The sequence below is a fragment of the Cupriavidus sp. HPC(L) genome (assembly GCF_000307735.3).
Lineage (GTDB): Bacteria > Pseudomonadota > Gammaproteobacteria > Burkholderiales > Burkholderiaceae > Cupriavidus.
In genome coordinates this window covers 1-11,139 of record NZ_AMPR02000067.1, presented here as the reverse complement: position 1 = coordinate 11,139, position 11,139 = coordinate 1, and the positions used below count along the sequence as shown (strand labels likewise).

The 11,139-nt window shown below is 67.6% G+C and carries 10 protein-coding genes; 8 read left to right on the top strand and 2 right to left on the bottom strand.

Annotation, left to right across the window (positions count from 1 at the left end):
- On the bottom strand, nt 1–836 hold an 836-nt coding region (locus B551_RS05585), incomplete at its 3' end, for a LysR family transcriptional regulator (RefSeq protein ID WP_023263643.1).
- 348 nt (nt 837–1,184) lie between these two features.
- Between B551_RS05585 and B551_RS05580 the strand changes: the two genes are divergently transcribed.
- The 3 genes from B551_RS05580 (at nt 1,185) to B551_RS05570 (ending at nt 4,950) form a co-directional block, all read left to right on the top strand.
- Nucleotides 1,185–2,129, top strand: a complete 945-nt coding sequence (locus B551_RS05580; RefSeq protein ID WP_023263642.1) for a dihydrodipicolinate synthase family protein — start codon at nt 1,185–1,187, stop codon at nt 2,127–2,129.
- A 90-nt stretch (nt 2,130–2,219) separates the two neighbouring features.
- A complete protein-coding gene (locus B551_RS05575) occupies nt 2,220–3,236 on the top strand; it encodes a tripartite tricarboxylate transporter substrate binding protein (RefSeq protein ID WP_006579607.1) in 1,017 nt (338 codons plus the stop codon).
- A gap of 154 nt (nt 3,237–3,390) precedes the next feature.
- Nucleotides 3,391–4,950 (top strand): UxaA family hydrolase, encoded by a 1,560-nt coding sequence (locus tag B551_RS05570; protein ID WP_023263641.1) that lies wholly within the window; start codon nt 3,391–3,393, stop codon nt 4,948–4,950.
- 111 nt (nt 4,951–5,061) lie between these two features.
- On the opposite strand, the gene B551_RS05565 is transcribed toward B551_RS05570, so the two are convergent.
- Entirely contained in the window at nt 5,062–5,883 is an 822-nt protein-coding gene (locus B551_RS05565) for an HAD-IIB family hydrolase (protein WP_023263640.1), read from the bottom strand.
- Nucleotides 5,884–6,118: 235 nt separating this feature from the next.
- Between B551_RS05565 and ugpB the strand changes: the two genes are divergently transcribed.
- From ugpB to B551_RS05540, 5 genes are all read left to right on the top strand, one after another.
- Nucleotides 6,119–7,450, top strand: coding sequence for a sn-glycerol-3-phosphate ABC transporter substrate-binding protein UgpB (gene ugpB / locus B551_RS05560; RefSeq protein ID WP_006578419.1), 1,332 nt, complete (start codon nt 6,119–6,121; stop codon nt 7,448–7,450).
- Nucleotides 7,451–7,600: 150 nt separating this feature from the next.
- Complete coding sequence (gene ugpA, locus B551_RS05555; RefSeq protein ID WP_006578418.1) at nt 7,601–8,482, top strand: sn-glycerol-3-phosphate ABC transporter permease UgpA; 882 nt, start codon at nt 7,601–7,603, stop codon at nt 8,480–8,482.
- A gap of 48 nt (nt 8,483–8,530) precedes the next feature.
- Nucleotides 8,531–9,379 carry a sn-glycerol-3-phosphate ABC transporter permease UgpE gene (gene ugpE, locus B551_RS05550; RefSeq protein WP_006578417.1) on the top strand — a complete coding sequence of 283 codons (849 nt, stop codon included), beginning with the start codon at nt 8,531–8,533 and terminating at the stop codon, nt 9,377–9,379.
- 218 nt (nt 9,380–9,597) lie between these two features.
- Complete coding sequence (locus tag B551_RS05545; RefSeq protein ID WP_006578416.1) at nt 9,598–10,734, top strand: sn-glycerol-3-phosphate import ATP-binding protein UgpC; 1,137 nt, start codon at nt 9,598–9,600, stop codon at nt 10,732–10,734.
- A 1-nt stretch (nt 10,735) separates the two neighbouring features.
- Nucleotides 10,736–11,139, top strand: a 404-nt coding sequence (locus tag B551_RS05540; RefSeq protein ID WP_023263639.1) for a glycerophosphodiester phosphodiesterase family protein, incomplete at its 3' end; no start/stop codon positions are given.

Below are 11,139 nucleotides of genomic sequence, written 5' to 3'. Positions count from 1 at the left end.
GTGCGCGACAGCGCGCCGTGCGCGGCGTGCGGCGACCACAGCAGGCCGACCTGCCGCACCGGCGCGCGCCCCGGCAGCGCAATGCGGGCGACGCGAATCCCTTCGGGCCAGGGCGGCGTCCAGTCCGGCACCAGCGACACGCCGATGCCCTGGTCCACCATCGTCGCGATCGCGTTCAGCGCGTCGATCTCGAGCCGTTCGTGCGGCACGATGTTGTGTTCGTGCAGATAGCGGTCGGCGACCATGCCGCCCCACATGCCGCGGTCGTAGCGGATAAAGGGCTCGGTCGCCAGCAGCTCGTGCGCGCCGCGCTCGGCCATCGACTCGGGCGCCAGCACGATGAAGGGCTCGCGCACCAGCACGTGCCACTCGAACGCCTTCGGGATCGCGAACTGCGGCGCGACGATGATGCCGGCATCGAGATCGCCGCCGACGATGCGGCGATACAGGTGCGACGACGAACCCGGTTCGACGAAGATCTTCAACCGCGGATGCGCGGCATAGACGCGCTTGAGGATCGGCGGCAGCAGACCGGTCAGCGCCGAGGTCGATACGCCCAGCCGCAGTTCCCCCAGCAGGCTGTCGTCGTGCGCGACCGCGTTCAGGTCGCGCACATCGCGCACCACCGCGCGCGCCTTCGGCAGGATGCGCAGCCCGCCCTGGGTCGGCACCACGGTGCGGCCGGCGCGCTGCACCAGCGGCGTATCCAGCGATTCTTCCAGTGCCTTGACCCGCGCCGCGATGGCGGCCGGCGTCAGGCCCAGGCGTCGCGCCGCTTCGGCGAACGAGCCGTGCTCGACCACGGCGACGAAACTCTGCAGGTAGCGAATGTCCACGGCGGGCAGGCCTCTGGTTGTCTCTCGTTGTTGTCGTAGGGGGCGCGGCAATCTTAGCAAAGGGTGCGCGCCAGATCGGTCTGGCTGGAACGCAAAAAACTTTATCGTTTGAAGCAGCCGTTCGATGCTGTTTTCGCGGGGTGGCGGTTCCTAGAATGGGCTCCATTCGACCAGGTGGCCAAGACCGCCAACCAGGCCCGCATCGCTATCGATGTCCTTGCCGCGCAGGCGGCGACCCAGCGCCTTTCCGCGTCCGTCTTTCCGCGCTCATCTTTGCGCGCAATGGGAAGCCGCTGGGTCCCCGCCTTCGCGGGACGACATGGAAAGCGCCCATCCCCGGAGACAGCCATGATCCAGTCCGCCCGCCCACGCGGCGTCTTTTCCCCCGTGCTGACGCCGTTCACCGACGGCTATGCGCCGGATGCCGAGCGTTTGGTGCGGCATTGCCGCTGGCTGATCGAGCAGGGCGTCGGCCTGGCCGTGTTCGGCACCAACTCCGAGGCCAATTCGTTGTCGCTGGACGAGAAGCGCGCGCTGCTGGATCGTCTGCTGGAGGCCGGCATCCCGCCGGATCGCCTGATGCCGGGCACCGGGGCCTGCGCGCTGCCGGACGCCATTGCACTGACGCGCCACGCGGTGGCGGCCGGCTGCGCCGGCGTGCTGATGCTGCCGCCGTTCTACTACAAGGGCGTCAGCGACGATGGCCTGTTCCGCGCGTTTGCGCAGGTCATCGAGGCGGTTGGCGAGGGGAGCGGCAACAAGCGGCTGCGCATCTACCTGTATCACATCCCCGCGGTCAGCCAGGTGCCGCTCGGCCTGGACCTGATCGACCGGCTGCTGAGCGCCTATCCCGGCATCGTCGCCGGCATCAAGGACAGCTCCGGCGACCTCGCGAACACGCGCGCGATGATCGAGCGCTTCGGCGCGCGCGGCTTCGATGTCTTCGCCGGTACCGAGGCGATCCTGCTGGAGACGATGCGCGCGGGCGGGGCGGGTTGCATCACGGCGACCGGCAACGTCAATCCCGGGCCGATCGTCGACCTGTACGACAACTGGCAGGCGCCTGATGCCGATGCGCGCCAGGCCGCGCTGAACCGCACGCGCGCGGCCTTCCAGCAATTCCCGATGATCGCCGCGATGAAGGAGGCGATCGCGGTGCAGAGCGCCGACGGCGGCTGGCGCACGGTGCGGCCGCCGCTGACCGAGCTGCAGCAAGGCCAGCGCGCGCTGCTGGGCCAGGCGCTCGATGCGCTGGGCTTCGCGATGCCGGGCGCGGAGCGGCTCGCGGTCTGATGTCGGCCAGCGCGTAACGCCGCGATTCGCGCAATGGCACAGGCAGCAAGACATACACCAGCACACACAACGACAACACCAGGAGACGACATGATGTTCGCTACCCAGCCATGCCGGCGTCCCGCCGGCCTTCGCCTCGCGCTGTGCGCATCCGTGGCCGGATTCGCCATCGCCGCGTTGACGGCGGTCCCCGCGGCGGCCGCCACCGACACGTTCCCGAGCAAGCCGATCCGCGTGGTGGTCGGCTTTGCGCCCGGCGGCGGCGCGGACATCGTGGCGCGCCAGCTCGGCGCGCAATTGTCGAAGCAGATGGGGCAGTCGGTCGTCATCGAGAACCGGCCCGGCGCGACCGGCACGATCGCGGCGTCGAACGTCGCGCAATCGCCGGCGGACGGCTATTCGATGATGCTGGCCTCGCAATCGACCATGGTGATCGCGCCCAGCATGTACGCGAAGCTGCCGTTCGATCCGCTGAAGGACTTCATGCCGGTGACCCAGGTGGTATCGATGCCGCTGGTGATGGTGGTCAATCCATCGGTGCCGGCCAGCACAATCAAGGAGGTCGCCGATCTGGTGCGTGCCGGCAAGCTGACGAGCTACGCGTCGTCCGGGCCCGGCGGTCCGCAGCACATCGCCGGCGAGCTGTTCAACACGATGAGCGGCATCAAGCTGACGCACGTGCCGTACAAGGGCGAGTCCTCGGCGCTGACCGATGTGATCGCCGGCAATGTGCCGGTGATGTTCGCCAACGTGCCGGTGGCCGCGCCGTTCATCCAGTCCGGCAAGCTCAAGGCGATCGCGGTATCGAGCCTGGCGCGCGCGCCAGGCCTGCCACAGGTGCCGACCGTCGCCGAGGCCGGCCTGAAGGACTTCGAGGTGCTGACCTGGTATGGCCTGTTCCTGCCCGCCAGCACGCCGCGCCCGATCGCCGCGCGCATCAGCGACGAGGTGGCCAAGGCGCTGAAGGAGCCGGGCCTGCGTGCCAAATTCGCCGAGCAGGGCCTGAACATCCTGGGCACCACTCCCGAGCAGTTCGGCAAGTTCATGACCGGAGAAGTGCCGAAATGGGCCGCGGTCGTCAAGGCGTCGAATATCCGGCCGGAATAAGCGTATCCGAGCAGAACGCTGAACCAACGTTGTCGTCCCCGCGCAGGCGGGGACCCAGGGTCTTTCGAGGACGCTGGATTCCCGCGCGCGGGAACGACAGGATGGTTGTCCCCGATCTGCGTTCCCCTCCACCAAACCAGCCAATTACCGCCGTATGGAAGTTCGCCCTCCCGTCAGCCAAGACAAGGCCCTGCTGGGGCCCTGCATCCGCCTGCATCCCGCCGACAACGTGCTGGTCGCGCGCATCGACGTCGGCATCGGCGCGCAGGTGCCGGGCCAGGCCTGGACCACGCGCGGCCAGGTGCCGGCCGGCCACAAGATCGCCGCGCGGGCGATCCGTGCCGGCGAGCCGATCGTCAAGTACAACGTCTGCATCGGCTTCGCCGCGACCGACATTGCGGCGGGCAGCTACGTGCATTCGCACAACGTCAGCTTCCAGGAGTACGAGCGCGACTACGCCTACGGCCGCGACTATGTGCCGGTGCAGCGCGTGCCGGCGTCGCGCCAGGCGATGTTCGACGGCATCGTGCGGCCCGATGGCCGCGTGGCGACGCGCAACTATGTCGGCATCCTGTCGACCGTCAATTGCTCGGCGACCGTGGTGCGCAAGATCGCCGAGTGGTTCACGCCCGAGCGGCTGGCCGACTATCCGAATGTCGACGGCGTGGTCGCCTTCAGCCATTCGCTCGGCTGCGGCATGGAGATGACCGGCGAGCCGATGGACCTGCTGCGGCGGACCATGGCCGGCTACGCGCGCCACGCCAATCTCGGCGGCGCGCTGGTCGTCGGGCTGGGCTGCGAGCGCAACCAGCTGAAGGGCCTGCTCGAGACGCAGTCGCTGCGGGACGGCCCGATGCTGCGGACCTTCGTGATGCAGGACAGCGGCGGCACGCGCAAGACCATCGAGGCCGGCATCGCCGCGGTGATGGCGATGCTGCCCGAGGCCAACCGCGTCGAACGCCGGCCGGTGCCGGCCAGCCACCTGACGGTGGGCCTGCAGTGCGGCGGCTCGGACGGCTTTTCGTCGATTACCGCCAATCCGGCGCTCGGCGCCGCCGTCGATCTGCTGGTGCGCCACGGCGGCACTGCGATCCTGTCGGAGACGCCGGAGATCTATGGCGTCGAACACACGCTGACGCGGCGCGCGGTCAGCCGCGAAGTCGGCGAGAAGCTGGTCGAGCGGATCCGCTGGTGGAAGGACGAGTATTCGGTCGGGCGCGACGTGCAGATCAACGGGCAGGTCAGCCCCGGCAACCAGATGGGGGGGCTGGCGAACATCTTCGAGAAGTCGCTGGGCTCGTCGATGAAGGGCGGCACCGGGCCGCTGATGGCGGTCTACCGCTATGCCGAGCCGGTGACCGAGCACGGCCTGGTCTTCATGGATACGCCGGGCTACGACCCGGTGTCGGCCACCGGCCAGATCGCCGGCGGCGCCAACCTGATCGCGTTCACCACCGGGCGCGGCTCGATGTTCGGCGCCAAGCCGGTGCCCAGTGTCAAGCTGGCGACCAATTCGCCGATGTACCGCCGGCTGGAAGAGGACATGGACCTGAACTGCGGCAGCATCCTCGATGGCGACAAGACCATCGAGCAGGTCGGCGAGGAGATCTTCGCGCTGATGCTGCGCACCGCGTCGGGGCAGCGCTCGAAGAGCGAGCTGCTGGGGCTAGGCGACAACGAGTTCGTGCCCTGGCACATCGGCATCATGAGCTGATGCCGGCGGCCGGTGTCGGTGTTTACGCCGGCATCGGGACCGGGACCATGCCGGATCGGGCGGTGATACGGCGGTGCGGTGATACGGCGGTGCGGCCGGACGGCAGGGCGCCTAGCCGGCGTCCCGCACCGCCAGCAGCGCGTCGACCATCTCGGCAAAACCCTCGCCGCCGGCGGCCTCGGTCACATAGGCAGGTGGCACCGGCAGCAACGGCAGGATCTCCCCCACATTGGCCACGCCGACCGACAGCGGGAAGTGGGCGAACATCGACGCGTCGTTGGCCGAATCGCCGATGAACACCCATTCGTCGCGCCGGGCGTCGAGGTCGGCGCCCAGCAGCTCGGCCGCGCACAGGCGGCTGGTGCTCAGCTTGTCGTGCCGGCCGAACCAGCCGTTGACATGGATCGAGCTGACGGTGGCCGTCATGCCGGCCTCGCGCATCAGCGCGACGATGCGGTCGACCGCCGCGGGCGGCAGCGGCGCGACGTCCTCGGCGTGGTCGATCGCCAGGTCGGCCGCGTGCCAGTGCTGGTCGGAGGCCAGCGCGCAGCCCGGCACCTCGCGCAGGATCCGCTGCGCCAGTTCGTCGATGCGCCGCAGGTTGTGCGCGCGCGTATCGGCATCGTCGATGAAGCGCGTGACCAGCCGGCCGTCGCGCAGATGCGAGTAGAAGGCGCCGTTCTCGCCGATGATCGCGTCGACCGGCCACAGCCGCGTCAGGATCTCGGCCCAGGCGATGCAGCGGCCGGTCACCGGGATCACCTGCAGGCCCGCGTGCCGCAGGCGTTCGATCGCCAGGTAGGTCACGGCCGGCAGGCGGCCGGCGGTGGTCAGCGTGCCGTCGATATCGGTCAGCACGCCGCGCACGCGGCGCAGCGCGGCGGCGGGCAGGGCCGCCGGAAAGACGGGAAGGTCGGGGAGCGCGGGGGGCATTTGGCGGGTCGGCATGGCGGCGCATTGTACCTCGCATGTGGCGTGGCCTAAGCTATGTCACGGCGCTGTCATCTTGCCTTGGCCCCGGTCCGATTCGGCTCGAGGCCGCATGGACATTGGTAGAAACGCTCGGTTTCTCGGCGCGCGCTGGCGGAGTAACATCCGCTTGTCACAAAAAATGCATACATTCAGCCGGTTTCAGACTGGATGACGCAATAAACGAGGAGAGCCGTCGATGACCAACCCCCGCACCATCACCATCAAGCTCGCCGCCGCGGCTGCCGCCGTGGCCGCGCTGTCCGCCACCGGTGCCGCCCATGCCGCCGTCGAAGTCCAGTGGTGGCATGCGATGCAGGGCGCGTTGAACGACAAGGTCAACGAGGTTGCCAGCAAGTTCAACGCCAGCCAGACCGAGTACAAGATCGTGCCGGTCAACAAGGGCAACTACGACGAGACGCTGGCCGCCGGCATCGCCGCCTTCCGCGCCGGCGGCGCCCCGGCGATCCTGCAGGTATTCGAGGTCGGCACCGCCACGATGATGAGCGCCAAGGGCGCGATCAAGCCGGTGTCCACCGTGATGAAGGAAGCCGGCGAGAAGTTCGACCAGAAGGTCTACATTCCCGCGGTGGCCGGCTACTACACGTCCGCCAAGGGCGAGATGCTGTCGTTCCCGTTCAACAGCTCGACCACGGTCTTCTACTACAACAAGGACGCCTTCAAGAAGGCCGGCCTCGATCCCGAGAAGCCGCCCAAGACCTGGCCCGAGGTGATGCAGTACTCGGCCAAGATCAAGGCCTCGGGCGGCAACTGCGCCTACACCACCGACTGGCAGGGCTGGGTCCACCTGGAAAGCTTCTCGGCCTGGCACAACACGCTGTACGCGACCAAGAACAACGGCTTCGGCGGCACCGACACGCGCCTGGTGTTCAATAGCCCGCTGCATGTCAAGCACATCGGCAATCTGCAGGACATGGTCAAGAAGGGCTACTTCAGCTATGGCGGCCGCAAGGCGGAGTCGGGCGCCAAGTTCTTCAACGGCGAATGCGCGATGTTCACCGGCTCGTCGGCGACGCTGGCCAACGTGCGCAAGAACGCCAAGTTCGCCTTCGGCGTGTCGCAGCTGCCGTACTACCCGGACGTGCAGGGTGCCCCGCAGAACACCATCATCGGCGGCGCCTCGCTGTGGGTGATGGCCGGCCGCAAGCCCGAGGAATACAAGGGCGTGGCCAAGTTCTTCACCTTCCTGTCGCGCCCCGAAGTCCAGGCCGACTGGCACCAGGCCACCGGCTATCTGCCGGTTACGATGGCCGCCTACGAGCTGACCAGGAAGTCCGGCTTCTATGAGAAGAATCCGGGCGCCGACGTGTCGGTGCAGCAGATGGTCGTCAAGACCACCGACAAGTCGCGCGGCGTGCGTCTGGGCAATATGGTCCAGGTGCGCACCGTGGTCGACGAGGAACTGGAAGCGGTCTGGGCCGGCAAGAAGGAGCCCAAGGAAGCGCTCGATACCGCGGTCAAGCGCGGCAACGAGCTGCTCGAACGCTTCCAGCGCACCGCCAAGGAGTAAGCGGCGGCAGGCGATCGGCGCCACGGTTTGCCCGCCGGTCCGCCGCCTGCGATCCCTGTTTCCATCGGAACCTGCCGCCGTGTCCTGGGACCGGCGGCAGCCTGATTTCCCCCGGGGCGCCGCGACGGCGCTCCCTTGCCATCGCCACGCATGGAAAAACGCGTCGTCTTCCGTTCGCCCTGGCTGCCGTATCTGCTGGTGCTGCCGCAGATCGCGATCACGCTGATCTTCTTCTTCTGGCCCGCCGGCCAGGCGCTGTACCAGTCCGTGCTGCAGCAGGACGCCTTCGGCATCAGCCTCGAATACGTCGGCGCGGCCAACTTCATGACGCTGTGGAACGACCCGAACTACATCGAGTCGTTCCGCGTGACCGCCATTTTCGCGGTCGGGGTGGCGCTGCTGGGCATGTCGTTCGCGCTGCTGCTGGCCTATTTCGCCGATCGCGCGCTGCGCGGCGCGGTCGCCTACAAGACGCTGCTGATTTGGCCGTATGCGGTGGCGCCGGCGGTGGCCGGCGTGCTGTGGATGTTCCTGTTCAATCCGACGCTGGGCATCGTCTCGTACGTGCTGCGCCAGATGGGCGTGGACTGGAACTTCCTGCTCAACGGCGACCAGGCGATGCTGCTGGTGATCATCGCCGCCGCTTGGAAGCAGGTCAGCTACAACTTCCTGTTCTTCCTGGCCGGGCTGCAGAGCATCCCGCGCTCGCTGATCGAGGCGGCGGCGATCGACGGCGCCGGACCGTGGCGCCGCTTCTGGTCGATCGTGTTCCCGCTGCTGTCGCCGACCACATTCTTCCTGATGGTGATCAACGTGGTGTACGCGTTCTTCGATACCTTCGCGATCATCGATGCGGTCACGCACGGCGGGCCGTTCAATTCGACCAACACGCTGGTCTACAAGGTCTATCACGACGGTTTCCGCGGCATGGACATCGGCGGCTCGGCGGCGCAGTCGGTGGTGCTGATGGCGATCGTGATCGCGCTGACCGTGGTGCAGTTCCGCTACGTCGAACGGCGCGTCCAGTATTGAACGGCGGCCGATGAATACGGCAATGAAGACCGCAGACAGGTATCCCTCATGGTAGAACGGCGTCCCTTCCTCGATTTCCTGACCCACGTGGTGCTGATCGTCGGCATCCTGATCGTGGCCTTTCCGGTCTACGTGACCTTCGTCGCCTCGACGCTGACCGCCGAGCAGGTGCTGGACGCGCCGATGACGCTGATCCCCGGCCCGCATCTGCTGGACAACTACCGCACCGTGCTGTTCGAGGGCGTCGGCGTGGCCGCGGCGCCGGTGTCGACGATGCTGATGAACAGCATGATCATGGCGCTGGGCATTTCGCTGGGCAAGATCGCGATCTCGATCATCTCGGCCTTCGCGGTGGTGTACTTCAAGTTCCCGCTGCGCAAGACCTTCTTCTGGATGATCTTCATCACGCTGATGCTGCCGGTCGAGGTCCGCATCCTGCCGACCTACGAGGTGGTGTCGGACCTCGGCATGCTCGACAGCTACGTCGGCCTGACGGTGCCGCTGATCGCGTCGGCGACCGCGACCTTCCTGTTCCGCCAGTTCTTCCTGACCGTGCCCGACGAGCTGGCCGAGGCCGCGCGCATCGATGGCGCCGGGCCGATGCGGTTCTTCCTCGACGTGCTGCTGCCGCTGTCCAAGACCAGCATCGCGGCGCTGTTCGTGATCCAGTTCATCTACGGCTGGAACCAGTACCTGTGGCCGCTCCTGATCACCACGCAGAAGTCGATGATCCCGGTGGTGGTCGGCGTCACGCAGATGATCTCGCGCTCGGGCGATGCCGCCACCGAGTGGAACCTGGTGATGGCGACCGTGCTGCTGGCGATGATCCCGCCCGCGGTGGTGGTGATCCTGATGCAGAAGTGGTTTGTGAAGGGGTTGGTGGAGACCGAGAAGTAAGGGGAAGACTGTCACGATCCTCCATCCGCGATGGTTTCCTCCCCTCTCCCGCTCGCGGGAGAGGGGCGGGGGAGAGGGCAACGGGCGCTTGACAATCGCGAACGCGTTCGCAGAACCGCCGCCGTTTCCCTCTCCCCCAACCCCTCTCCCGCTGGGCGGGGGAGGGAGTAAATGATCAAGGCCGACTCGATCAATATCGAACAGAACAACAGAAACACATGGCAAAACTGTCGCTCCGAAACGTACAGAAGACCTACGCCGGCAATGTCACGGCCGTGCATGGCATCGACATGGAGATCGACGATGGCGAGTTCATCGTGATCGTCGGCCCGTCGGGCTGCGGCAAGTCGACGCTGCTGCGGATGGTCGCGGGGCTCGAGACCATCACCGGCGGCGAGGTCCATATCGGCGATCGCGTCGTCAATCGGCTGGAGCCGGCCGAGCGCGATATCGCGATGGTGTTCCAGAACTACGCGCTGTATCCGCACATGACCGTCTACGACAACATGGCGTACGGCCTGAAGATCCGCGGCATGCCGAAGGCCGAGATCGAACAGCGCGTGCGCCATGCGGCCGGCATTCTCGAGCTGGCGCCGCTGCTCGAGCGCAAGCCGCGCCAGCTGTCGGGCGGCCAGCGCCAGCGGGTCGCGATGGGGCGGGCCATCGTGCGCGAGCCGGCGGTGTTCCTGTTCGACGAGCCGCTGTCCAACCTGGACGCCAAGCTGCGCGTGCAGATGCGGCTGGAGCTGAAGGAGCTGCATCGGCGGCTGCGCACCACCAGCCTCTATGTCACGCACGACCAGGTCGAGGCGATGACGCTGGCCGACCGGATGATGGTGCTCAACGGCGGACGCGTCGAGCAGATCGGCACGCCGCTCGAGGTCTATGCGCGGCCCGCCAGCATCTTCGTCGCCGGCTTCATCGGCTCGCCGCCGATGAACCTGATTCCGGTGGCGCGCAACGAGGCGGGGCAGGGCACGGTACCTTCGGGTGTGCCATCGGACGCGCAGATGCGCGTGCTCGGCGCGGACGGCAAGCCGTCGGACGCGACGCTGGGCCATCTGCCGATGGGGCTGCATCTGCCGCAGCAGGCGCTGCTGGGCCTGCGGCCCGAACATCTGGAACCGTGCGCGGCCCACGAGGCCATCGCGCGGATCGACGTGCGCGTGGTCGAGGCGCTGGGCGCGGACTCGTTCGCCTACGGCACGCTCGGCGGCCAGCAGGTGGTGGTCCGGCTCGACAGCCATATGCACGTGCGCGCGGGCGAGCAGCTGCCGGTGACGGCATCGGCCGACCATCTGCACTTCTTCGACCATGCCAGCGGCAAGCGGATCGAGAAGCGGATCGAGGCCTGAGATGGCGACCACGCTTCCCCCCTGGCCCTATCCGCGCACGATCGCCCATCGCGGCGCCGGCAAGCTGGCGCCCGAGAACACGCTGGCGGCGTTCCGCCACGGCGCCTCGTTCGGCTATCGGATGTTCGAGTTCGACGTCAAGCTGTCGGCCGATGGCAAGCCGGTGCTGCTGCACGACGCGACGCTGGATCGCACCACCAGCGGCCGCGGCCGCGCCGACGCGCTGACGCTGGGCGAGCTGGCGCAGCTCGACGCGGGCAGCTGGCATAGCCCGGCCTATGCCGGCGAACCGATCCCGACGCTGGCGGCGATCGCCGCCTACACTCGCGCCAACGGCCTGCACGTCAATATCGAGATCAAGCCGGTGCCCGGTACCGAGGCGCGCACCGGCGCGGCGGTGGCGCT

Excerpts from the sequence above, each read along its gene's own strand:
- B551_RS05580 (WP_023263642.1), top strand. The coding sequence starts at position 1,185 with ATGATCCAGTCCGCCCGCCCACGCGGCGTCTTTTCCCCCGTGCTGACG.
- B551_RS05575 (WP_006579607.1), top strand. The coding sequence starts at position 2,220 with ATGATGTTCGCTACCCAGCCATGCCGGCGTCCCGCCGGCCTTCGCCTC.
- B551_RS05570 (WP_023263641.1), top strand. The coding sequence starts at position 3,391 with ATGGAAGTTCGCCCTCCCGTCAGCCAAGACAAGGCCCTGCTGGGGCCC.
- B551_RS05565 (WP_023263640.1), bottom strand. The coding sequence starts at position 5,883 with ATGCCCCCCGCGCTCCCCGACCTTCCCGTCTTTCCGGCGGCCCTGCCC.
- ugpB (WP_006578419.1), top strand. The coding sequence starts at position 6,119 with ATGACCAACCCCCGCACCATCACCATCAAGCTCGCCGCCGCGGCTGCC.
- ugpA (WP_006578418.1), top strand. The coding sequence starts at position 7,601 with ATGGAAAAACGCGTCGTCTTCCGTTCGCCCTGGCTGCCGTATCTGCTG.
- ugpE (WP_006578417.1), top strand. The coding sequence starts at position 8,531 with ATGGTAGAACGGCGTCCCTTCCTCGATTTCCTGACCCACGTGGTGCTG.
- B551_RS05545 (WP_006578416.1), top strand. The coding sequence starts at position 9,598 with ATGGCAAAACTGTCGCTCCGAAACGTACAGAAGACCTACGCCGGCAAT.